The sequence below is a fragment of the Albimonas marina genome (assembly GCF_029223255.1).
Taxonomy (GTDB): domain Bacteria; phylum Pseudomonadota; class Alphaproteobacteria; order Rhodobacterales; family Rhodobacteraceae; genus Albimonas.
In genome coordinates this window covers 595,267-618,466 of record NZ_JARHUC010000003.1, presented here as the reverse complement: position 1 = coordinate 618,466, position 23,200 = coordinate 595,267, and the positions used below count along the sequence as shown (strand labels likewise).

Below are 23,200 nucleotides of genomic sequence, written 5' to 3'. Positions count from 1 at the left end.
CCTTGGCGGCATCAGGGAAGCGGCGCGGCCCCACGATGCGCGGCCCGCGCCCGAGGCGCAAGGTCGGCGGAGTTCACCGCCCCGTGCGCGGGCGCCCCGCGGGCGGCCGGGGCCGCGCCCCGCACAGCAGCTTGTAGGTCCGGTCGCCCCCGACCTCGGACCATTCCACGAAGGCCCGCTCCAGCACCCGCTCGTACGGAAGGGTGCGGTTGGCGACGACCCAGAGCCGCCCGGAAGGCTTCAGCAGACGCGCTCCCGCCTCCAGGAAGGCGGTCCCCAGCGCCAGCGAGACCTCGCGCCCGTCATGGAAGGGCGGGTTCGCCACCACCGTGTCGTGAGAGGCGCGCGCGAGCGGCATGGCACGCACGTCCGCCCAGTGGAAACGCGCCCGCGGGTCGTCCAGGTTGGCCTGCGCGCAGTCGAGCGAGACCCGCTCCGCCTCCACCAGGTCGAGCGAGACGACCTCCGCCGATTCGAGAATCTTCGCCGAGAGATACCCCCAGCCCGCGCCCAGGTCGGCCACCGCGCCCTTGAGCTCCGGCAGCGCCTCGGCCAGCAGCGCCGAGCCCGGATCGACCCGGTCCCAGGAGAAGACGCCCGCCGCGGTGACGAAGCGGCGCCCCATCGCCTCGACGCGGGGCGCGGCGGCGGCCTCCTCGCGCCATTCGGCGAAGATCGCGGGCGGCTCGCCCGTGCGGATCAGCGACAGCACCCGGCCGTGGCGGCGCGGGGTCGCCTCCACTTCCAGCCCCGCCTTGCGCAGGGCCTTCTGCAGGCTCTCGATCCCGTCGGTCTTGGCGCCGGCGACCAGCAGCCGCCCGCCCTCGACGGTCCGCGCCCAGGCGCGGTCCAGGTTGGCGCGGTTCTCGGCGCGCGAGCGGGTCAGGCAGACGGCGGCGGCGGGAAAGCCGCCGAGGTCGTCGGGCAGCGCCGCATGAACCTCGCGCCCCTCCGCTTCCAGCCCGACGTGGAGGGGCTTGAGCCCCTGCTCGCAGACCAGCGCGTCGCGCGCGAAATGGCGGGAGGGACGGGCGCGCAGGACCAGCAGTCCACGCGGCCCGAAGGGCGAGGGCTCGCCGTCGAAGGCGTCGGCGAGCAGCTCCATGGGATCAGGTTCGGCCATGCCAGCCCGATACCCCGAACCGCCCCCCGGCGCCAGAGCCGAAGCCCCCCCGCGCCCCGCGCCGCCCCCGCCCAGCCCCAGGCGCTCCGCAAAGCCCCCCCGGCGCCGCCGCCCGCCCCAGTCCCCCGCGCGCCGCAGGCTCCGCCGAGAGCGCCTGTTCTTCGGAGCCGTCCGTCGCTGATGCCGTGAAGAGCGAGTCGGGGGGAGGGGTCAGGGATCGCGAAGCGACCCCGCGCCCCGCGCGGGGCTTGTCCTTGACCCCTCCCCCCGACTCGCTCAGGCATCTTCAGCGACGGACGGATCCGAAGGACAGGCGCGGCCCTGTTCTTTGGTGGGTTCCCGAAGCGCCCCCGCGCGCAGCGCGCAAGCCGAGCGAGCCCCGCCTCGCGAGGCCCTCGCCGAATGCGCAGCACCCGCCCCGCGCCGCGATCCGAACGCCCCCCACGGGCGGGCCCCCCGACGCGGCGCCCCCCCCCGCGGCGGGTCGCCCGTCAGCTCTCGTATTCGACCAGCAGGTCCTTGGCGTCCACCTGCGCCCCCGCCGAGACGTGGACGGCCTTCACGGTCCCCTCCCGCTCGGCGTGCAGCGCGGTCTCCATCTTCATCGCCTCGATGGTCAGCAGCATGTCGCCGGCCTTCACCTTCTTGCCGGCCTCGACGGCGATGGACGCCACCACGCCCGGCATCGGCGCCGCGACATGGGCCGCGTTGGCGGCGTCGGCCTTCGGCCGCGCCTCGACCGACGCCGCGACCTTGCGGTTCTTCACCGTGATCATGCGCTGCTGGCCGTTGAGCTCGAAGAACACCTTCACCGTGCCGTCCTCGGCGGTGTCGGTCATCGCCGAGAGGCCGACCTGCAGGGTCTTGCCCTGCTCCATCTCGACCTCGATCTGCTCGCCCTCCTCCATGCCGTAGAAGAAGGTCGGCGTGGGCAACACGCGCACCGGGCCGAAGTCGGCGTGGCGCTTCATGTAGTCGGTGAAGACCTTGGGATACATCAGGTATCCGCACAGGTCCTCGTCGTCGATCTCCTCGCCGTCGAGCTCCTCGGAGACCTGTTTGCGGATCTTCTCGAAATCCGCCGGCGGGATGCGCGCGCCGGGCCGCGTCTCGTCGGGCGTCTCGCCCTTCAGCGCCTTCTTCACCAGCTTCTTCGGGAAGCCCCCCGGCGGCTGGCCCAGGTCGCCGCGCAGCATCCCGATCACCGACTCGGGGAAGCTCACGTCCACCTTCGGGTCCATCACCTGGTCCACGCTCAGCCCGGCCGAGACCATGGTCAGCGCCATGTCCCCCACCACTTTCGAGGACGGCGTCACCTTCACGATGTCGCCGAACATCCGGTTGACGTCGGCATACATCTTGGCGACCTCGTGCCAGCGCTCGTCCAGCCCCATCGAGCGCGCCTGCGCCTTGAGGTTGGTGAACTGCCCACCTGGCATCTCGTGGAGGTAGACCTCCGAGGCGCCGGCCTTCAGCTCGCTCTCGAAGGCCGCGTACTGCAGGCGCACCAGCTCCCAGTAGTCCGACATCTCGCGGATGCGCGCGGGCTCCAGCAGCGTGTCGCGCTCGGTATGGCGCAGCGCCTCGACGATCGAGCCGAGGCAGGGCTGCGAGGTCTGGCCGGAGAACGAGTCCATCGCCGCGTCCACCGCGTCGACCCCCGCCGCCGCGGCCGCCAGCACGGTGGCCGCCGAGATGCCCGAGGTGTCGTGGGTGTGGAAGTGGACGGGCAGCCCCGTCTCCTCCTTCAGCGCGCGGACCAGCGGCCCGGCGGCGGCGGGCTTCAGCAGCCCCGCCATGTCTTTCAGCCCCAGCACGTGGACGCCGGCGGCCTGAAGCTCCTTGGCCATGCCGACGTAGTACTTCAGGTCGTACTTGGCGCGGTCGGGGTCGTTGATGTCGCCGGTGTAGCAGATGGTCCCCTCCAGGACCTTGCCCGTCTCCAGCACCGCGTCCATCGCGACGCGCATGTTCTCGACCCAGTTGAGCGAGTCGAAAACCCGGAACACGTCCACGCCCGAGGTCGCCGCCTGGTGCACGAAGCGCTGCACCACGTTGTCGGGATAATTCGTATACCCCACCCCGTTGGCCCCGCGCAGCAGCATCTGGGTCATCAGGTTGGGCATCCGCGCGCGCAGGTCGCGCAGCCGCTGCCAGGGGCATTCGTCGAGGAACCGGTAGGCGACGTCGAAGGTCGCGCCCCCCCAGCACTCGACCGAGAACAGCCCCGGCAGGTTCTTCGAATAGGCCTCCGCCGCGCGGATCATGTCGTAGCTGCGCATGCGGGTGGCGAGCAGGCTCTGGTGGCCGTCGCGCATGGTGGTGTCGGTGACCAGCAGGCGCGTCTCGCCCAGCATCCAGTCCGCCACGGCCTTGGGCCCCTGCGCCTCGAGCAGGTCGCGCGTGCCGGGCACGGGGCCGCCCTCGACCGCCTTGGGCGGCGTGGGCTTGCGGGCGTGGGCGGGGGGCCTGGGCCGCCCGGCGGTGTCGGGATGCCCGTTCACCGTCACGTCCGCCACCCAGGTCAGCAGCTTGGTCGCGCGGTCCTGGCGGGCGGGAAAGTCGAACAGCTCCGGCGTCTCGTCGATGAACTTGGTGGTGTAGGAGCTGTCGAGGAACTTGGGGTGCTTCAGCAGGTTCTCGACGAAGGCGATGTTGGTGGCCACGCCGCGGATGCGGAACTCGCGCAGCGCCCGGTCCAGCCGCTTGATCGCCTCGTCGGGCCGCGGCGCCCAGGCCGTCACCTTCTCGAGCAGCGAGTCGTAGTAGCGGGTGATCACCGCCCCCGAATAGGCCGTGCCCCCGTCGAGCCGGATGCCGAAGCCCGTGGCCCCGCGATAGGCGGTGATGCGGCCGTAGTCGGGGATGAAGCTGTTGGTGGGGTCCTCGGTGGTCACGCGGCACTGCAGGGCGTGACCGTTCAGCTGCACCGCGTGCTGGCCGGGCACGCCCGTCGCCTCGGCCACCGTCGCGCCTTCGGCGATGCGGATCTGGGCCTTCACCAGGTCGATGCCGGTGACCTCCTCGGTCACGGTATGCTCGACCTGGATGCGCGGGTTTACCTCGATGAAGAAGAACTCCTGCGTGTCCATGTCCATCAGGAACTCGACGGTTCCCGCGTTCACGTAGCCGGCGTGGCGCGCGATGCGCAGGGCCAGCTCGCAGACCATGGCCCGCTGCTCTTCGCTCAGGTACGGGGCGGGCGCGCGCTCGACGACCTTCTGGTTGCGCCGCTGCACGGTGCAGTCGCGCTCGAACAGGTGCAGGATCGAGCCGTGGCTGTCGCCCAGCACCTGCACCTCGACATGGCGCGCGCGCTGGATCAGCCGCTCGAGATAGCCCTCGCCGTTGCCGAAGGCGGCCTCGGCTTCGCGCCGGCCGGCGCGCACCTTCTCCTCCAGCTCCTCGGGGCCGAAGATCGGGCGCATGCCGCGCCCGCCGCCGCCCCAGGAGGCCTTCAGCATCAGCGGATAGCCGACCTTGTCGGCCATGGCGCGCACGGCCTTCATGTCCTCGCCCAGCACCTCGGTCGCGGGCACCACGGGCACGCCCGCGGCGATGGCGGCGTTGCGCGCGCTCGCCTTGTCGCCCAGCATCCGCATGGCGCGCGCGGTCGGGCCGATGAAGGCGATGCCGGCCGCGTCGCAGGCGTCGACCAGGGCCGGGTTCTCCGACAGCAGGCCGTAGCCGGGATGGATCGCGTCGGCGCCCGACAGCTTCGCCACCCGGATCATCTCGTCGATCGAGAGATAGGCGCCCACCGGGCCCAGCCCCTCGCCGATGCGATAGGCCTCGTCCGCCTTGAAGCGGTGCAGGCCCAGCTTGTCCTCCTCGGCGTAGACGGCGACCGTGGCCTTGCCCAGCTCGTTGGCGGCCCGCATCACGCGGATCGCGATCTCGGACCGGTTGGCGACCAGGATCTTCTTGAAGTCTTTCATCGGGGGACGTGCTCCGGCTTGGGCGCGGACAGGTGCGATCATAGAAACCACAGGCGTCTGACCGGGGGCAAGGGCCTACGCTGCGCCGCAGCGAAAGCGACCCGCCGCCGCCCGCGGGGAAAGCGACCCGCCGCCGCCGACGGGGGGAGGACCCGCGGCTTCCCCGCGCTATCTAGGCTGCGAGGGGCGTGCGGCGAGGAGGAGACCGCCATGCAGTGGCGCGGACGGCGCGGAAGCTCGAACGTCGAGGACCGGCGGGGCCAGACCCCCTCGCGCGGGGGCTTCGGCCTGCCCGGCGGCTTCGGGCGCCGGCCCGGCGGGTTCCCGGGCGGCTTTCCCGGCTCCGGCTCGGGGCGTGGCGTCTCCCTGCCCCGCTCCAAGGCCGGCTGGGTGATCTTCCTGATCTTCGTGGGCGTCTCGCTGTTCGCGGGGTCGCAGTACGAGGGCGGCGCGCCCGGCGCCTCCACCGGCCCCCTGACGCAGGAGGACCGCGACCGCGGCCAGTTCGCCTCGGTGGTGCTGGCGGACACCGAGGAGGTCTGGGCCGACGCCTTCTCCAACGAGCTCGGCCGGCGCTACGAGCCGCCGAAGCTGGTGCTGTTCTCGGGCGCGGTGCAGTCGGCCTGCGGGGGCGCGAGCGCCGCCTCCGGCCCGTTCTACTGCCCGCTCGACGAGAAGGCCTATCTCGACACCGATTTCTTCGACGCGCTCGACCGGCGGCTCGGGGCGGGGGGCGACTTCGCCGCGGCTTACGTGATCGCGCACGAGGTCGGCCACCACGTGCAGAACGAGCTCGGCGTCCTCAAGCGCGCCCAGCGGCTGAAGGCGGGCCTCGGCCAGGCCGAGGCGAACGCGGTGCAGGTGAAGGTCGAGCTGATGGCCGACTGCCTCGCCGGCGTCTGGGCGCAGAAGGCGCAGGCGAAGTTCGGCAGCCTCGACGAGGGCGACGTGGACGAGGCGCTGAACGCCGCCTCGCGCATCGGCGACGACACGCTCCAGCGCGAGGCCGGCCGCAGCGTCCGCCCCGAGAGCTTCCAGCACGGCACCTCCCAGCAGCGCAAGAGCTGGTTCGCCCGCGGCTGGAACGAGGGCTCCATCGCCGCCTGCGACACCTTCGCCCGCGCGCCCTGACGCCCGCCTGAGGCGCCGCGTCCCCCGTTGCGCCGGACGCACCGCCCCGCCCGCGGCGCGCCCCACCCCCATCTCCCGTGGCCCCCGCCTCCCTCACCTGCAGACCGGGCGCCCCGGCGCGACGGCCGCACGGGTCGCAAAGCGCCTGTTCTCCGGAGCCGTCTCTCGCGGATGCCGACAAGAGCGAGTCGGGGGGAGGGGTCAGGGATCGCGAAGCGACCCCGCCTTTTGGCGGGGCTTGTCCTTGACCCCTCCCCCCGACTCGCTCAGGCATCGCAAGCGAGAGACGGATCCGGAGAACAGGCGCGGCCCTTGTTCTTTGGTGAGTCAGGAGCCCGCCGGAGGCAGCGACACCTGCAAATCCGGGCGCGCCCGACCCCACAGGCCCAAGCCCGCCCGCAGGGCGCCTCCGCCCCCCTCCGCCCGCCGGAGGATCAGCGCCCCTCGTCGCCCCCCTCCACCGGCTCGAAGCTCGCGATCGTCGCCTGCACGCCCAGCCGCGCCATCAGCGCCGCCGGGTCGATCCCCGCCGCCGCCTGCGCCCGCGCCGCCTCGACCTTCGCCGCCGCGAGGTCGGCCGTCGCCCCCCATTCCACCAGCGTGGCGATCTCCACCCGCCCGTCGGGCAGCGTTCGCTCCAGCAGCAGGTCGCGCAGGAAGCCGGGTCGGCGGCGCAGGACGGCGTGGATGACGCGCACCGCTTCGAGGAACTCGGCGCGCGCCGCCGCGGGCATCTCGAACCGGTCGAGGCGCGCCTGCGCCAGGCGCGGCGCCGCATCCTCGAAGAGCGCGTCGAAGGGGGCGTCGAGCGGGGCGTCCAGTTGGGCGTCGCCGCCCTCGGCGAAATCGGGAAGGTCCAGGGCCATGGTCGGTCATCCTGCGCGACGGCGCGGGGGCGCCGGGATGCGGGTCTCCGGCCGCCGCGCGCGGCCGGTCGTCGCCCACCCGACATCCTCGACCATGGTCGAGGTCAAGCGCTTTCGCGCCCCCGTCAGCCCCCGCGTCAGCCCTTGCGCGAGACCGGGGTCAGCAGCCGCTCGGGCCGCGCCTTCTCGGCCTGCTGGAACAGCGAGAAGGTCTGGTTGACGTAGTTCACCGCCCCCGAGACATGCTTCTCGTAGGCCTTCAGCGCCTCGGTGTGCTCGGCCTCCACCAGGCGCACCGGGCGCTCCTGCGGGGCGGTTTCGAATTGCACGTAGAACCAGGGCTCGCCCCGGCGCAGCACCAGGTCCTTGGTCACGTCGTGCCACTCGAAGGCCCACATCAGCGGGCGCGGCCAGACGTGCACCGGGAAACGGCCGCCGAAGATGGTGCCGGGCAGCGGCTCGGCGCGGTAGTGCAGGAAGGCCGAGAGCTGGGTGAGGAACACCGGCTCGTCGGCCACGAACAGGTACGGCAGGCTGATCTGCACCGTCGGCCGGTCGGGATGGCGCCATTCCGCCTCGCCCACCACGTGCAGGTGCTTGTTGAGCTTCTTGGGGCGCACCGGGCTGGCGTTGCCCATCAGGTTGCGCAGGCCCGGGCGGCCGTCCTTGTCCCGCTCGAACCGCAGCGCCAGGTCGAAGGGGCAGCGGATCACGAAGTACCGGCTCTCGAGGTTGATCACCGCCGGGCAGCGCGAGGCGGACTTGGCGTGGCGCCGGTTCATCTCGACCGAGCGCACCCGCTCCGGCGGGAAGAACACCACGCCCGCCTCGGGCTCGGTCAGCAGCCAGCCCACGTCCACCGGACCGCTGGCGCGCGGCGCCGGGGCGCGGTCGGAGGGGGCGAACATGCGGGAGAGGGACATCGGGCGCGGGCTCCGGGGCGGGCGAGGGATCGCGCGAGACGATGCCCCGAAGGCGGCGCAGCGGGCAAGGCCCCGGCGACGGCGGGGCGCGTGGGCGCCCTGCGGGCGGGCTTGGGCCTGCGGGGTCGGGCGCGCCCGGATTTGCGGGTGCGGCGGCCTCCGGCGGGCTCCTGACTCACCAAAGAACAAGGGCCGCGCCTGTTCTCCGGATCCGTCTCTCGCTTGCGATGCCTGAGCGAGTCGGGGGGAGGGGTCAAGGACAAGCCCCGCCAAGAGGCGGGGTCGCTTCGCGATCCTGGACCCCTCCCCCCGACTCGCTCTTGTCGGCATCCGCGAGAGACGGCTCCGGAGAACAGGCGCTTCGCGACCCGTGCGGGCGTCGCGCCTGGGCGCCCGGTCTGCGAGGGAGGAGACTTTTGCCCCGGGCGTTGGGGGTGGGGCGCGCCGCGGGCTGGAGGCTGCGTCCGGCGCGACGGGAGACGCGGCGCTTCAGGCGTCGACCAGGAAGACGTGGACGGCGACGGGGCCGTGGGCGCCGAGCTGCAGGACGCCGCCGATGTCGGCCGAGCGGCTGGGGCCCGTCACCAGGTTCACCGTGCGCGGCTGCGCGCCCGAGCGGCGCACCCGGGCCCACAGCTCCTCGAGGCCCGGGACCACCTCCGAGCGGCGCAGGACGATGAAATGCGTCTCGCCCAGGAAGGTCAGCGTCACCGGGTTCTCGGGGCCCGAACGCAGCGCCACCGTGCCCGTCTCCGCCGCGCCGCAGACCGCGCGGGAGAGAGTGGCGGGCTCCTCGATCCGCCCCGGGCCGCGGCTCGCCTCCAGCCCCGACCAGTCGAGGCCCGTGAGCTCGGCATCCTCGCCCATCCGGATCGCGGCCGGCAGGTTGCGCGCGCGCAGCTCGCTCGCCAGCGCCTCCGGCAACGCCTCGAAGGAGGCGACGTGGGAGACGCTCGCGTCCACCGCGCGCAGCTTCTCCTCGAAGCGGGCCAGCGCCTCGGCCCCCTCGAGCTGCGAGGCGGCGGGGCGCGGCGCGGTCTGCGCGCCGGCGAGGCGCAGGCGGGCGGCCACGCCCTCGGCCCGCTCGGCGGCCGGGCGCCCCTCCTCCAGCCGGCGGCGGAGGTTGGCGAGGATGCGCACCCGGGAGCTCATTTCGCGCCCCCCCGGCGGCGACCCTCGGCGTCGGGGTTCCAGCGGGCCATGAAGGTCCCCCCGGCCTCGGGCGCGGGGAAGTCGCGGGTCGCGGTCCAGGCCCCGCCCGCCATCGGCAGCCGGCGGATCGAGCCCGCCCCCAGCATCCGCAGCGCCCGCGCCGCCAGAGAGGCGCCCGCGCGGTAGAGCCCCGGCCGACGCGCCGCCCAGGCCCAGACGCCCAGGCCCCTGCGCACGCCCTTGGGCGAGAGCTTGCGCTCGAACTCCCGCGCCCGCCAGTGGCGCATCATCTTGGGCAGCGGGATGCGCATCGGGCACACTTCCTCGCAGCGCCCGCAGAAGGTCGAGGCGTTGGGCAGGTTGCCGCCCTGCGTCACCCCGATCAGCGCCGGCGTCAGCACCGCGCCCATCGGGCCGGGATAGACCCAGCCGTAGGCGTGGCCCCCCACCGCCCGGTAGACCGGGCAATGGTTCATGCAGGCCCCGCAGCGGATGCAGCGCAGCATGTCCTGGAAGTCCGAGCCCAGCATCTCCGAGCGCCCGTTGTCGAGGAGCACCACGTGGTATTCCTCGGGCCCGTCGGGATCCTCGGCCCGGCGGGGACCGGAGGAGAAGGTCGTGTAGACCGACATCTCCTGCCCCGTGGCCGAGCGCGCCAGCAGGCGCAGCACGGTCGACGCATCCTCCAGCGTCGGCACGATCTTCTCCAGCGAGGCGATGACCACGTGGACCTTGGCCAGCGACTGCGACAGGTCCCCGTTGCCCTCGTTGGTCACGATCACCGACTGGCCGGTCTCGGCGATCAGCATGTTGGCGCCTGTGATCCCGACCTCGGCCTCGAAATACTTGCGGCGCAGCTCGCCGCGGGCCTCCAGCAGCAGCTTGTCGAGGCCCTCGAGGTCCCGGTCCTCGGGCAGGTGCGGGTGGAATTTCCGGAACGCCTCGCGCCACTGGGGGACGTTCACGTGCATCGCCGGGGCGATGATGTGAGAGGGCGTCTCCTTGCGGAGCTGGATGATGTATTCGCCGAGATCGGTCTCGACCGGCTTCACCCCGTTCTCTTCGAGGTAGTCGTTGAGCCCGATCTCCTCCGAGATCATCGACTTGCCCTTGTTGACCGTCTTCGCCCCCGCCTTGCGGCAGATCTCGAGGATGATCTCGCGCGCCTCCTGCGCCGTCTCGGCCCAGTGCACGTGGCCGCCGGCGTCGGTCACGGATTTCTCGTAGGTCTCGAGATAGACGTCGAGATGCTCGAGCACGTGGTTCTTCAGGTCGCGGCCGGCGTCGCGGATCTGGTCGAACTCCGGCACCGCCCCCGCGGCCCCGGCACGACGGGCCATCGAGCCGGTGAGCGCGGTGGTCATCTGCTCCATCAGCGGCGCGTCGGCCATCGCCGCGCGCACGTTCTCGCGGAAGCGGGGGGTGGTGGGCTGATGGGTCATCGGCTCTCTCCGATGGCGGGCAGGTCGGTCATCCCGGCCAGCACCTCGACCACGTGGCGGGCCTTCACGGGGCGGCCCTCGCGGCTCATCTTGCCGGCGATGTTCATCAGGCAGCCGAGGTCGCCCGCCAGGATCGTGCCGGCGCCGGTCGCCTCAGCGTGGCGGGCCTTGTCGCCGACCATGCGGTCCGAGATCTCGGGGTATTTCACGCAGAACGTGCCGCCGAAGCCGCAGCAGACCTCGGCCTCGGGCAGCTCGCGCAGCTCCAGCCCCTCGATCGCGCCCAGCAGGGCGCGGGGCTGGGCCTTGACGCCGAGGCTGCGCAGGCCCGAGCAGCTGTCGTGATAGGTCACCGGCCCCTCGGGCGCGCGCCCGTCGGTGGCCGCGACGTTCAGCACGTCGCGCAGGAACTGGGTGATCTCGAAGGTCTTGGCGGCCAGCGCCTCGGCCCGGGCGCGCCAGCGGTCGCCGGGGCGGAACATCTGGGGGTAGTCCTTGACCACGGTCGCCGCGCAGGAGCCCGAGGGGACCACCACCGCGTCGTACTCCTCGAAATCCTCGATCACCCGGCGGGCGAGGCGGCGGGCGGCGCGTTCGTCGCCCGAGTTCCAGGCCGGCTGGCCGCAGCAGGTCTGGTTCGGGGGCACCCGCACGTCGCAGCCCGCGTCCTCCAGCAGCTTGGCGGCCGCGAAGCCGACCGAGGGTCGGAACAGGTCCACCAGGCAGGTGGCCAGCAGCGCCACGCGGGGCTTGTCGCCCTCGGATCCGGTCATGGCTGGCGGCCCTCCCTTGTCGCTCGCTCCCTCTTGTAAAGCGCGGGTGGGCGCGCGGGGCAAGAGCGCGCCGCCGATGCGGGCGCGGGGGCCCGGCTTTTCCGCCAGGCGAGCGATCCGCAGGCCGGTCCGAGCGCCGCGCAGGCAGGCGCCGCGTCGACCCGCGCGCCGGTGGCGGAGGCTCCGCCCGCGGCGCGTCCCGGCCGGGGCGCGCGGGGCGGAGGTCTCTCGCCGGCGCGCGGGAGGAAGGGGGTCGGGCGGTGGCGCCGCGAGCGGCAGCGGGGCGCCGTCCTGCCGGAAGGCGCGTCGGCGCGCGGCGTCCCGACGCGAGGCGAGCGAAGGGGGGTCGAGGGGCGTCTCGACCGGCAGGGATTTCTTCAACCGAGTTGATTTAATCCACGGCCTGCTTGGCCCCTCCGGGCGGCGCGCGCGGGGAGAATTCCTCATCCGGTCCGATCTATTCGCCCGGCCCCTCTCCGCCCGACCCCAGGCCCTCGCCGGGCGCGTCGGGTCTTTCCCTCGGGCCGGTTTCGGCGTATAGGCGCGCGTCCGCGGCGACGACACCCCTGGAGGCGCCCGCGGAGGATGCGGGGGGATCGGCCCCTCGCGCCACATCTTATGAATTGGAGTCGACGATGGCCGAACTTCCCGTTCTCGAGGCCACCGCCCGCTCCGGCACGGGCAAAGGGGCTGCCCGTGCCGCGCGGCGCGAAGGACTGGTTCCGGGCGTGATCTATGGCGGCGGGCAGGACCCCGTCACCATCAACGTCAAGCACAACGAGCTGCTCAAGCGCCTGAAGGCCGGCCGCTTCCTGAGCACGCTGTTCAACGTCAAGGTGGACGGCGCGGACAACCGCGTGATCTGCCGCGCCGTGCAGCGCGACGTGGTGCGCGACCTGCCCACCCACGTCGACTTCCTGCGCCTGACCGAGAAGTCGCGCGTGAACCTCTTCGTCCACGTCGACTACGTGAACCAGGAGGCCTCGCCGGGCCTGAAGAAGGGCGGCGTGCTGACCGTGGTGCGCTCCGAGGTCGAGCTGAACGTGGTCGCGGGCTCGATCCCCGATCACATCACCGTCGACCTGACGGGCAAGAGCTTCGGCGACGTGATCCACATCTCCGACGTCGAGCTGCCCAAGGGCGTGACGCCGGTGATCAAGGACCGCGACTTCGTGCTGGCCAACATCTCCGCCCCCTCCGGCCTGCGCGCCGCGGAGGCCGAGGAGGCCGAGGGCGAGGCCGAGGAGGCCGCCGCCGAGGAGTGATCCTCGACGCGCCGCACGGCTTGCGAACAGGAACGCCCGCTCCGGATCCGGAGCGGGCGTTTTTCGTTTTCGCTCGGGATTTCAGTCGCATGGGAGTTCTGCGCCCGCCTTTGACAGCCCCCGCACGCCGCATCTTTCGCCCGCGCCGCGGGCGCGGCAGACTGCGCCCGGCCAAGACCCTGCACAGGAGCCGCCCCGATGCCGCGCCCGCCCGCCCCCTCCTCCGCCCGCCCGGACCGCGCATGAGCTGGTCGGGCGAGCTGCTGCACATCCACGTCGCCCCCGCCGCCGCCTACGAGATGGAGGCGCTGGACGAGGCCGAGCTGGTCGCCGGCCGCGGCATCGTCGGCGACCGCTATTACCTCGGAACCGGAACCTATTCGCCCAAGCCCGACGTGCGCGAGGTGACGCTGATCGAGATGGAGGTTCTGGAGGCGCTGGCGGCCGGCGAGCCGCGCGTCCCCGGCTTTCGCGCCACGCTTGCGCCCGAGGATCACCGGCGCAACCTGACCACCCGGGGCGTGCCGCTCAACCACCTGGTCGGAAAGCGATTTCGGGTGGGCGAGACGGTGCTGCGCGCCCATCGCCTGAACTTCCCCTGCCGCTATTTCGAGGAGCTGATGGGGATGCCGGATCTGCACGACGCGCTTCTCAACCGCTCGGGCCTCAACTGCGCGATCGAGACGGGCGGGATCATCCGCCCCGGCGACCCGATCCTGCCGCTGGACGGCTGAGCGCCATGGCCGCGCCCCGCCTGATCATGAAGCTGGAGGTCGCGGCCCTGCGCGACGGGCCGGGCGAAGTGCGGATCGTGGAGTTCGCCCACCCCCGCCGGCCCACCCTGCCCGGCTTCGCCCCCGGCGCCCATGTCGACGTGCACCTGCCCTTCGGAGGGGTGCGCCAGTACTCGCTGATCGGGGATCCCGCCGAGACAGGCCGATATGTCATCGCGGTGAAGCGGGAGGCGCAGGGGCGCGGCGGCTCGGCCTGGGTGCACGAGGGGCTGGCGGTCGGCGACCTCGTCCCCGTCTCGGCCCCGCGCAACCATTTCGCGATCCCGCCGGGCGAGGGGCCGGCGCTGCTGCTGGCGGGGGGGATCGGGGCGACGCCGCTGATCGCCATGGCCCGGGCGCTGGAGGCGCAGGGGGCGGAATGGCGGCTGCATCATTTCGTGCGCGACCGCGCCGAGGCGCCGCTCCGCCACGAGATCGCGGCCGTCCTGCCCGCCGCGCGCGTGACCCTGCACGACGCGGGCGCGGAGGCGGCGCGCCGCACCCTCGCCGCCCTGCTGGCCGATCCGCCCCCGGACGGGCGGCTGATGCATTGCGGCCCGCCGGGGTTCATGGCGGCGGTGGCGGAGGCGGCGCAGGGGTGGCCCGAGGGCTCGGTCGCGAGCGAGGCGTTCCAGCCCCTCGACGACGGCGCCCCGCCCGCCCCCTTCGCGATCCGCCTGCGCGACGGGCGCGAGGTGACGGTGCCGGCCGATCGCTCGGCGCTCGACGCGCTGCGGGAGGCGGGGGTGGCGCTGAACGCGGCCTGCGAGAACGGGGTCTGCGGGACCTGCGAATGCGGCCTGCTGGCGGGCGAGGCGATCCACCGCGACCAGGCGCTGTCGCCCATGGCGCAGGCGCGGCGCTTCATCCCCTGCGTGTCGCGCGGGCGGGGGGTGATCGCGCTCGACCTCTGAGGGCGGCGAGGGCGGGCGCCCTGCCGCCTTGTCCCCGACCGCCCCGCCGCGCTACCCCGATGCCCGACCGCCCCGCCCCCGCCGCCGCCCCCGCCGCCGGAGACGCCGATGACCGACGCCCCCTCCCCCCGCCGGACCGCAGACGCGGGCCGAGAGGCCTCCGACGCGCTGGTGCGCGACCCCGCCGGCGCGCTGGAGCGCCTGCGCGAGATCATGCGCCGCCTGCGCGCCCCCGACGGCTGCCCCTGGGACCGCGACCAGGACTTCGCCTCGATCGCCAAGTATACGGTGGAGGAGGCCTACGAGGTCGCCGACGCCATCGAGCGGAACGACATGGAAGACCTGAAGGACGAGCTGGGGGACCTGCTGCTGCAGGTCGTCTACCACGCGCAGATGGCCGACGAGGCGGGCCATTTCGACTTCGACGACGTGGCGCGCGCCGTCTCGGACAAGATGCTGCGCCGCCACCCCCATGTCTTCGGCGACGAGACCGGCCTGGTGCGCGAGCTGCGCCCCGGCGACTGGGAGCGGATGAAGGCCGAGGAGCGGGCGGCGAAGGGCAAGGTCGAACCGGCCGGGGCCTCGGCGCTGGACGGGGTGGCGCTGGGGTTGCCGGCGCTGACGCGGGCGGTGAAGCTGCAGGCGCGCGCGGCGCGGGTGGGCTTCGACTGGCCGGACCTGACGGGCGTGATGGCCAAGGTGGTGGAGGAGGCGGGGGAGCTCGCCGAGGCGCACGAGACGCTGACCGCCGACGAGGTGGAGGCGGAGTTCGGGGACCTCGCCTTCGTGCTCGCCAACCTCGCGCGGCATCTCAAGGTCGAGCCCGAGCACGCGATCCGGCGCACCAACGCCAAGTTCGAACGGCGGTTCCGGGAGGTGGAGCGCCGGCTCGCCGCCCGCGGCCGGCGGCCGGAGGAGGCGGGGCTGGCCGAGATGGACGCGATCTGGGACGAGATCCGCGCCGAGGAGAAGGCGGCGGCGGGCGCGCCGGCGGCGGACGCCCCGCGGCCCGCGCCCGACGACCGGCTCTGAGCGTCGCCGAAGGACGCGTCGCCGCTTTGACCCGGCCTCGCGCATCCGTTATCACCGCACCCGACCGCGGCCCCGACCCGTTTCACGGGGCCCAGGACGGCCCGGAGAAGACCGCCCGCCCATGACCGACAGCATCCTGGATCGTTGCGAGGCCGCGGGCCTGCGCATGACCGGACAGCGGCGCACCGTCGCCCGCGTGCTGGAGACCAGTTCCGACCATCCCGACGTCGAGGAGCTGCACCGCCGGGCCGCGGCCGAGGACGCGCGGATCAGCCTCGCGACCGTCTACCGGACCGTGAAGCTGTTCGAGGACGCGGGGATCGTCGAGAAGGTCGATTTCGGCGACGGGCGCGCGCGCTACGAGGACGCCGAGCGGGAGCACCACGACCACCTGATCGACATGGCCACCGGCGAGGTCATCGAGTTCGTGGACGAAGAGATCGAGGCCCTGCAGCGCAAGGTGGCCGAGCGGCTGGGATACGAGCTGCTGGGCCATCGCATGGAGCTTTTCGGGCGGCCCATCAAGAAGGGCCGCGCCAAGCGGGGCGGCTGACGCCCCATCCCTTTCCGCCGGCGCGCGCCCCCTGTGCAGCGGGCCGCCCGCCGGCCCGAGCAACGGAGACGCGAGAATGAGCGCCATCGTGGACATCGCGGGTCGCGAGATCCTGGACAGCCGCGGCAACCCGACCGTCGAGGTCGACGTGACGCTGGAGGACGGCTCCTTCGGCCGCGCCGCGGTCCCCTCGGGCGCCTCGACGGGCGCGCACGAGGCCGTGGAGCTGCGCGACGGCGGCGCGCGCTACAAGGGCAAGGGCGTCACGCAGGCGGTCGAGTCGGTGAACGGCGAGATCTTCGAGGCGCTGGCCGGCGTCGACGCGACCGAGCAGGTCGCCATCGACCGCGCGATGATCGAGCTGGACGGCACCGAGAACAAGGGCCGGCTGGGCGCGAACGCCATCCTGGGCGTGTCGCTCGCCTGCGCCAAGGCCGCGGCCGAGAGCGTCGCCCTGCCCCTCTACCGCTACGTGGGCGGCACCAACGCCAAGGTCCTGCCCGTGCCGATGATGAACATCATCAACGGCGGCGAGCATGCCGACAACCCGATCGACGTGCAGGAATTCATGATCATGCCCGTCGGGGCGAGCTCGCTGCGCGAGGCGGTGCGCATCGGGGCGGAGGTGTTCCACACCCTGAAGTCCGAGCTGAAGGCCGCCGGCCACAACACCAACGTCGGCGACGAGGGCGGCTTCGCGCCGAACCTCGCGGGCACGCGCGACGCGCTCGATTTCATCATGAAGTCGGTGGAGAAGGCGGGCTTCAAGCCGGGCGAGGAGGTCTACATCGCGCTGGATGCGGCCTCAACCGAGTTCTACGAGGACGGCAAGTACCACCTCAAGGGCGAGGATGCGGTGCTGACCTCGGAGCAGATGGCCGAGTACCTGCGCCGGCTGGTCGCCGACTACCCGATCATCTCGATCGAGGACGGCATGGCCGAGGACGACTGGGAGGGGTGGAAGGCCCTGACCGACCTGGTGGGCGACAAGTGCCAGCTGGTGGGCGACGACCTGTTCGTGACCAACACGAAGCGCCTGATCACCGGCATCGAGATGGGCGCGGCGAACTCGATCCTGGTGAAGGTGAACCAGATCGGCTCGCTGACCGAGACCATCGAGGCGGTCGAGATGGCGCATCGCGCGCGCTACACCTCGGTGATGTCGCACCGTTCGGGCGAGACCGAGGACGCGACCATCGCCGACCTCGCGGTGGCGCTGAACTGCGGGCAGATCAAGACCGGCTCGCTGGCGCGCTCGGACCGGCTGGCGAAGTACAACCAGCTGATCCGTATCGAGGAGGAGCTGGGCGAGGCGGCGATCTTCGCCGGCCGCTCGATCCTGAAGGGCTGAGGAGGGCCGCCGGCCGGCGCGGGCCTTCGGGCCCGGCCGGTCGCGCCCGAAATATTGCGCCGAGCATCGCGCCGTCGGATCCGGGCCCGGATTCGACGGCGCAAACGTTTTTTTCTCGCTGCGAGCCAGGCCCTTGAGTCCCTGACGTCTTTCGGCGTGGAATGGCGGTCGGAGGGCGCTTTGGTCATGAAGATATACGGAATCTGCATGCGTCGTTAAGCGGGCGGACAACCGCGATGGGGTATCGGCCCAGTCATGGTCAGTCCTTCCCGAAATTTCCTGCGCCCCACCGACTCGGGCGCCGCGTCGCGCTCCGCGACGGACGGGCGGACGCGTTTCTTCTCCACCGGCGCCACCGCGCGAGAGGAGGCGCATCATCGCCCGCCCCCGCTGAAGGCCTATTCGCGGGTGGGCGGATCGTCCCTCGGCGGACAGCTGCGGGCGCGCCACGTGGCGATCCTGGCGGCGGCCGCGGCGATCCTCTTCTACGTCAGCGCCCACGGGGTCTGAGCCGGCGCGCCTCGGGCGCGTGCAGGTCCGACGTCGACACGGCGTCTGAGCGCGGGCCGACAAGCCCGCGTGCACAAAGACTCTTTTCAAATCGACATGGCTGCGGCATTGTGCGGAGTCAGGTCCCCGGCCGCCGTGTGGCGGTCAGCGGGGACGCCGGATCAGGCAGGCGGGACGACATGAGCGAGAGCGGCGCATCGCGACGGATCGTGGCCGCGGCCTTCGGCTTCTTCGTGGTCGGGGCCACCAGCTACTTCGGATATTCGGCGCTGCAGGGCGACACGGGCCTGGTCGAGCAGGTGCGCCTGGCGCGCGAGCAGACCACGCTGGAGGCGAACCTGGCCGAGCTGAAGGCCGAGCGCCGGCGGATGGAGAACCTGACCCGCCGCCTGTCGGACCGCTATCTCGACCTCGACCTGCTCGATGAACGCGCCCGCCGGATCCTGGGCTACGCCCGCCCCGACGAGATCGTGATCCGCTGACCCCGTCGCGCCGGAGCGTTCGCGCGAGCCTCGCGGAGGCTGGCGGCGGCGAAATCGCGTCCGATGGTATGGCAACCACATGATTTCGCTGCGGCGCCTTCGGCCTCGGGACGCACGAAACTTCCCTTTCCCCCAAGAAAACCGCAATTCGGTTGCTCGGTATTGGCGTGCAGACGCTATGGTGCGAGGCTAGAAAAGCCGGGACATCGTGAACGATCCGGGCCCACACCAGGGAGGACGACGCCATGGCCGCCACGCGGCGAAAGAAGCCCAATGCGTCCAAGGAGGAGCTGCTCGCGTATTATCGCGACATGCTGCTCATCCGCCGCTTCGAGGAGAAGGCGGGCCAGCTCTACGGCATGGGCCTGATCGGCGGGTTCTGCCACCTCTACATCGGCCAGGAGGCCGTGGTGGTCGGGGCCGAGGCCGCCGCCAAGGAGGGCGACCAGCGCATCACCACCTACCGCGACCATGGCCACATGCTGGCCTGCGGGATGGATCCCGACGGGGTGATGGCCGAGCTGACCGGGCGCGAGGGGGGATACTCCAAGGGCAAGGGCGGCTCGATGCACATGTTCTCCAAGGAGAAGGAGTTCTACGGCGGTCACGGCATCGTCGGCGCGAACGTCCCTCTTGGCGCGGGGCTGGCCTTCGCGAACAAGTATCGCGGCAACGACAACGTCACCTTCACCTATTTCGGCGACGGCGCGGCGAACCAGGGCCAGGTCTACGAGACCTTCAACATGGCCTCGCTGTGGCATCTGCCGGTGATCTTCGTCATCGAGAACAACCAGTACGCGATGGGCACCAGCCTGAAGCGCGCCAGCTCCTCCCCCGCGCTCTACACCCGCGGCGCGGCCTTCGGGATCGAGGGCGAGGCGGTGGACGGCATGGACGTGCTGGCGGTGCGCGACGCCTGCGTGAAGGCGGCCGACATCTGCCGCGCGGGCAAGGGCCCCTACATCCTCGAGATGAACACCTACCGCTACCGCGGCCACTCGATGTCGGACCCGGCGAAATACCGGACCCGCGAGGAAGTGCAGAAGATGCGCGAGACCCGCGACCCGATCGAGCATGTGCGCGAGCTGCTGACGATGGGCGGCGACGCCACGGACGAGGAGCTGAAGGCCATCGACAAGGAGGTCCGCGGCATCGTCAACAAGTCCGCCGACTTCGCCCAGGAGAGCCCCGAGCCCGCGCTCGAAGAGCTCTGGACCGACGTGTACGCCTGAGGAGGGGAAGAATGGCGATTCAGATCCTGATGCCCGCGCTCTCCCCCACCATGGAGGAGGGGACGCTCTCGAAGTGGAACGTCAAGGAGGGGGACAAGGTCTCCTCCGGCGACGTGATCGCGGAGATCGAGACCGACAAGGCGACGATGGAGTTCGAGGCCGTCGACGAAGGCGTCGTCGGCAAGATCCTGATCGAGGAAGGCACGGAGGGCGTGAAGGTCAATACGCCCATCATGGTGCTTCTGGAGGAGGGGGAGGACGCCTCCGCCGCCGAAGGGGCCGCCGAGGCGCCCGCGGCGAAGACCGAGCCGAAGGATGAGGCGTCGGACACGCCCGAGGCGCCCAAGGCGCTGGAGGATGCGCCCCACGCCACCGTCCCCGCCGCCGCCAAGCCCGGCGCGCCGATGGCCGAGCTGGAGCTCGACTGGCCCGAAGACGCGCCGATGAAGAAGCAGACGGTGCGCGAGGCCCTGCGCGACGCGATGGCCGAGGAGATGCGCGCCGACGGCGACGTCTTCGTGATGGGCGAGGAGGTGGCCGAGTACCAGGGCGCCTACAAGATCACCCAGGGCCTGCTGGACGAGTTCGGCGCCAAGCGGGTGATCGACACCCCGATCACCGAGCATGGCTTCGCCGGCCTGGGCGTGGGCGCGGCCTTCGCCGGCCTGCGTCCCATCGTCGAGTTCATGACCTTCAACTTCGCCATGCAGGCGATCGACCAGATCATCAACTCGGCGGCCAAGACGTTGTATATGTCCGGCGGCCAGATGGGCTGCCCGATCGTGTTCCGCGGCCCCAACGGCGCCGCGGCCCGCGTGGGGGCCCAGCACAGCCAGGACTACGCGGCCTGGTATGCGCAGATCCCCGGCCTGAAGGTCGTGCAGCCCTACTCGGCCGCCGACGCCAAGGGCCTGCTGAAGTCGGCGATCCGCGACCCCAACCCGGTGGTGTTCCTGGAGAACGAGATCCTCTACGGCCGCAGCTTCGACGTGCCCGAGGTCGAGGATCTGACCGTGCCGCTGGGCAAGGCGCGGATCTGGCGCAAGGGCACGGACGTGACGATCGTGAGCTTCGGCATCGGCATGACCTACGCGCTGGAGGCCGCCGAGGCGCTCGCGGGCGAGGGGATCGAGGCCGAGGTCGTCGACCTGCGCAGCCTGCGCCCGATGGACACGGACACGGTCGTGCGCTCGGTCATGAAGACCAACCGTTGCGTGACGGTCGAGGAGGGGTGGCCCGTCGCCTCCATCGGCAGCCACATCTCGGCGACGCTGATGAAGGAGGCGTTCGACTACCTCGACGCCCCGGTCCTGAACTGCACCGGCAAGGACGTGCCGATGCCCTACGCGGCCAACCTGGAACGACACGCCCTCGTCACCACCGCCGAGGTGGTCGAGGCCGTGAAGTCCGTCTGCTACCGCTGAGGGGGGAGGGAGATGTCCATCCAGATCCTGATGCCCGCGCTGTCCCCCACGATGGAGGAGGGCACGCTGGCCAAGTGGACGGTCAAGGAAGGCGACACGGTCAGCTCCGGCGACGTGATCGCGGAGATCGAGACCGACAAGGCCACGATGGAGTTCGAGGCCGTCGACGAGGGCGTGATCGGCAAGCTGCTGATCGCCGAGGGCACGGAGGGGGTGAAGGTGAACACCCCCATCGCCGTCCTGCTCGAGGAGGGCGAGGACGCCTCGGCGGTCGACGAGGCCGCCTCCGCCAAGCCCGAGGCCAAGCCCGCCCCGGCCGAGAGCGAGGGCGAAAAGCCCTCCGCCGCCTCTGCCGCGCCTGAGCCGAAGGCGGCCGAGACCCCTGCCCCCGCCGCGCCGTCGACCGCCGACGGCGAGCGGATCTTCGCCTCCCCGCTCGCGCGGCGGATCGCGAAGGAGAAGGGGCTCGACCTGACGAAGGTGAAGGGGTCCGGGCCGAAGGGCCGGATCGTGAAGGCCGACGTCGAGAACGCGAAGCCCGAGGCCGCCGCCCCCGCGGCGAAGGCCGAGGACAAGGCCCCGGCCGCCGTCGCTCCCGTCGCCAAGGCCGAGCCGGCCTCCGCCGATGCCGTGAAGAAGCTCTACGGCGACGTGGAGTTCGAGGAGGTCAAGCTCGACGGGATGCGCAAGACGATCGCCGCGCGCCTCACCGAGGCGAAGTCGACGATCCCGCATTTCTACCTGCGGCGGGACATCGAGCTGGATGCGCTGATGGCGTTCCGGGCAGAGCTGAACGGCGCGCTCGAGAAGCGCGGCGTGAAGCTCTCGGTCAACGACTTCGTCATCAAGGCCTGCGCGGCGGCCCTGATCCAGGTTCCCGACTGCAACGCGGTCTGGGCCGGCGACCGGATCCTGAAGTTCTCGCGCGCCGACGTGGCGGTCGCAGTGGCCATCGACGGCGGCCTGATCACGCCGGTGCTGCGCGGCTCCGACACGAAGTCGCTCTCGGCGATCTCGGCCGAGATGAAGACGCTCGCCGGCAAGGCGCGCGACCGCAAGCTGCAGCCGCAGGAATACCAGGGCGGCAGCTTCGCGATCTCGAACCTCGGGATGTACGGGATCGAGAACTTCGACGCGGTGATCAACCCGCCCCACGGCTCGATCCTTGCGGTCGGCGCGGGCGTGAAGAAGCCGGTCGTGGGAGCGGACGGCGAGATCAAGGTGGCCACGGTGATGTCCGTGACCCTCTCGGTCGACCACCGGGTGATCGACGGCGCGCTGGGCGCCCAGTTCCTCGAGGCGGTGAAGACCAACCTCGAGAACCCGATGGCCCTGCTCGCCTGAGCCGAGGGCCGAACATGAAAAAAGGGCGCGGAGGCATCAGCCTCCGCGCCCTTCTTCATTCCGCCCGCAGAAGCGGCGGCGTTCTCACATGATCTGGTCCATGCTCAGCGAGGGCTGAGCGCAGCCCGCGTCGCCCACGACCTTCGCCGGCACGCCGGCGACGGTCTTGCAGGGCGGCACGTCGTGGAGCACCACCGAACCGGCCGCGATGCGGCTGCAATGTCCGATCTGGATGTTGCCCAGGATCTTCGCGCCCGCGCCGATCAGCACCCCGTGCCCGACCTTGGGATGGCGGTCGCCATCCTCCTTGCCGGTGCCGCCCAGCGTCACGCCGTGCAGCAGCGAGCAGTTGTCGCCCAGCACCGCCGTCTCGCCGATCACCACCGAATGCCCGTGGTCGATCATGATCCCGCGGCCCACGCGGGCGTTGGGATGGATGTCGATCGCGAAGACTTCCGAGGCGCGCATCTGGATGAACAGCGCCAGGTCCTGCCGCCCGTTCATCCACAGCCAGTGCGCGACCCGATAGCTCTGGATCGCCAGATAGCCTTTGAAGAACAACAGCGGCTGAACATAGCGATGGCAGGCGGGGTCGCGCTCATAGACCGCGACCACGTCCGCCCGCGCCGCGGCGCCGATCGACTTGTCCTGACGGATCACGTCACGCGCCACGTCCTGCAGGATCAACGCCGACAGGTCCGGGGCGGCCAGCTTCTGGGCGATGCGATAGCTCAGCGCATCTTCGAAACTGTCGTGATGCAGCACGGTGGCGTGGACGAGGCTGCCGATCAGCGGCTCGTCGTCCACCATCTCACGGGCCTCGTCGCGAATGCGGGACCACACGGGGTCCAGCTTCGCAAGGGCCTCTTCCTTCGGGGCCACGGACATGGCGGTCCTCCCTCGGGGCCGCGCGCGGATTGCGCGCCTTAAGGGAGATCGTTGCCCCATCCGGCGTTTCAAGCCAAGGCGTCA

20 protein-coding genes are annotated in these 23,200 nt (G+C 71.7%); 12 read left to right on the top strand and 8 right to left on the bottom strand.

The annotated features are described in order from the left end of the window. Positions 1-73: 73 nt before the first annotated feature. Together P2H44_RS10505 and P2H44_RS10500 are read right to left on the bottom strand one after the other, a co-directional pair. Positions 74-1,123 carry a class I SAM-dependent methyltransferase gene (locus P2H44_RS10505; RefSeq protein WP_275763475.1) on the bottom strand — a complete coding sequence of 350 codons (1,050 nt, stop codon included), beginning with the start codon at positions 1,121-1,123 and terminating at the stop codon, positions 74-76. A gap of 491 nt (positions 1,124-1,614) precedes the next feature. Next, positions 1,615-5,061 carry a pyruvate carboxylase gene (locus P2H44_RS10500; RefSeq protein ID WP_275763474.1) on the bottom strand — a complete coding sequence of 1,149 codons (3,447 nt, stop codon included), beginning with the start codon at positions 5,059-5,061 and terminating at the stop codon, positions 1,615-1,617. Between the two features lie 210 nt (positions 5,062-5,271). Here P2H44_RS10500 and ypfJ point away from each other — a divergent pair, with 210 nt between their 5' ends. After that, the gene (gene ypfJ, locus P2H44_RS10495) at positions 5,272-6,192 is read left to right on the top strand and encodes a KPN_02809 family neutral zinc metallopeptidase (RefSeq protein WP_275763473.1); all 921 of its coding nucleotides are present in this window, start codon (positions 5,272-5,274) and stop codon (positions 6,190-6,192) included. Between the two features lie 434 nt (positions 6,193-6,626). On the opposite strand, the gene P2H44_RS10490 is transcribed toward ypfJ, so the two are convergent. The 5 genes from P2H44_RS10490 to P2H44_RS10470 form a co-directional block, all read right to left on the bottom strand. Next, positions 6,627-7,058 carry a hypothetical protein gene (locus P2H44_RS10490; RefSeq protein ID WP_275763472.1) on the bottom strand — a complete coding sequence of 144 codons (432 nt, stop codon included), beginning with the start codon at positions 7,056-7,058 and terminating at the stop codon, positions 6,627-6,629. A 137-nt stretch (positions 7,059-7,195) separates the two neighbouring features. Continuing rightward, positions 7,196-7,981 carry a hypothetical protein gene (locus tag P2H44_RS10485; protein WP_275763471.1) on the bottom strand — a complete coding sequence of 262 codons (786 nt, stop codon included), beginning with the start codon at positions 7,979-7,981 and terminating at the stop codon, positions 7,196-7,198. Positions 7,982-8,470: 489 nt separating this feature from the next. Beyond that, positions 8,471-9,133, bottom strand: coding sequence for a LutC/YkgG family protein (locus P2H44_RS10480; protein WP_275763470.1), 663 nt, complete (start codon positions 9,131-9,133; stop codon positions 8,471-8,473). Further along, a complete protein-coding gene (locus P2H44_RS10475) occupies positions 9,130-10,575 on the bottom strand; it encodes a LutB/LldF family L-lactate oxidation iron-sulfur protein (protein WP_275763469.1) in 1,446 nt (481 codons plus the stop codon). The genes P2H44_RS10480 and P2H44_RS10475 overlap by 4 nt, the downstream gene beginning before the upstream one ends. Beyond that, a complete protein-coding gene (locus P2H44_RS10470; protein ID WP_275763468.1) occupies positions 10,572-11,348 on the bottom strand; it encodes a (Fe-S)-binding protein in 777 nt (258 codons plus the stop codon). Before P2H44_RS10470 ends, P2H44_RS10475 begins: the two co-directional genes overlap by 4 nt. A gap of 635 nt (positions 11,349-11,983) precedes the next feature. Here P2H44_RS10470 and P2H44_RS10465 point away from each other — a divergent pair. The 11 genes from P2H44_RS10465 (at position 11,984) to P2H44_RS10415 (ending at position 22,228) form a co-directional block, all read left to right on the top strand. After that, positions 11,984-12,613: a 50S ribosomal protein L25/general stress protein Ctc gene (locus tag P2H44_RS10465; RefSeq protein WP_275763467.1), complete on the top strand. Its 630-nt coding sequence runs from the start codon at positions 11,984-11,986 to the stop codon at positions 12,611-12,613. A gap of 242 nt (positions 12,614-12,855) precedes the next feature. Next, entirely contained in the window at positions 12,856-13,347 is a 492-nt protein-coding gene (locus P2H44_RS10460; RefSeq protein ID WP_275763466.1) for an MOSC domain-containing protein, read from the top strand. 5 nt (positions 13,348-13,352) lie between these two features. Further along, a complete protein-coding gene (locus P2H44_RS10455) occupies positions 13,353-14,300 on the top strand; it encodes a PDR/VanB family oxidoreductase (RefSeq protein WP_275763465.1) in 948 nt (315 codons plus the stop codon). Positions 14,301-14,408: 108 nt separating this feature from the next. Next, positions 14,409-15,332, top strand: coding sequence for a nucleoside triphosphate pyrophosphohydrolase (mazG, locus tag P2H44_RS10450; protein ID WP_275763464.1), 924 nt, complete (start codon positions 14,409-14,411; stop codon positions 15,330-15,332). A gap of 121 nt (positions 15,333-15,453) precedes the next feature. Next, positions 15,454-15,885 (top strand): Fur family transcriptional regulator, encoded by a 432-nt coding sequence (locus P2H44_RS10445; RefSeq protein WP_275763463.1) that lies wholly within the window; start codon positions 15,454-15,456, stop codon positions 15,883-15,885. A 76-nt stretch (positions 15,886-15,961) separates the two neighbouring features. Next, positions 15,962-17,236 carry a phosphopyruvate hydratase gene (eno, locus tag P2H44_RS10440; protein ID WP_275763462.1) on the top strand — a complete coding sequence of 425 codons (1,275 nt, stop codon included), beginning with the start codon at positions 15,962-15,964 and terminating at the stop codon, positions 17,234-17,236. A 255-nt stretch (positions 17,237-17,491) separates the two neighbouring features. Beyond that, positions 17,492-17,746 (top strand): hypothetical protein, encoded by a 255-nt coding sequence (locus tag P2H44_RS10435; RefSeq protein WP_275763461.1) that lies wholly within the window; start codon positions 17,492-17,494, stop codon positions 17,744-17,746. A 179-nt stretch (positions 17,747-17,925) separates the two neighbouring features. Further along, the gene (locus P2H44_RS10430; protein WP_275763460.1) at positions 17,926-18,228 is read left to right on the top strand and encodes an FtsB family cell division protein; all 303 of its coding nucleotides are present in this window, start codon (positions 17,926-17,928) and stop codon (positions 18,226-18,228) included. Positions 18,229-18,473: 245 nt separating this feature from the next. Then, a complete protein-coding gene (pdhA, locus tag P2H44_RS10425) occupies positions 18,474-19,460 on the top strand; it encodes a pyruvate dehydrogenase (acetyl-transferring) E1 component subunit alpha (RefSeq protein WP_275763459.1) in 987 nt (328 codons plus the stop codon). A gap of 11 nt (positions 19,461-19,471) precedes the next feature. Further along, positions 19,472-20,884, top strand: a complete 1,413-nt coding sequence (locus tag P2H44_RS10420) for a pyruvate dehydrogenase complex E1 component subunit beta (RefSeq protein WP_275763458.1) — start codon at positions 19,472-19,474, stop codon at positions 20,882-20,884. Between the two features lie 12 nt (positions 20,885-20,896). Beyond that, entirely contained in the window at positions 20,897-22,228 is a 1,332-nt protein-coding gene (locus tag P2H44_RS10415) for a pyruvate dehydrogenase complex dihydrolipoamide acetyltransferase (RefSeq protein WP_275763457.1), read from the top strand. Positions 22,229-22,312: 84 nt separating this feature from the next. Here the strand turns inward: P2H44_RS10415 and cysE are convergent, their stop codons facing one another. After that, a complete protein-coding gene (gene cysE / locus P2H44_RS10410) occupies positions 22,313-23,116 on the bottom strand; it encodes a serine O-acetyltransferase (RefSeq protein ID WP_275763456.1) in 804 nt (267 codons plus the stop codon). Between the last annotated feature and the right edge of the window lie 84 nt (positions 23,117-23,200).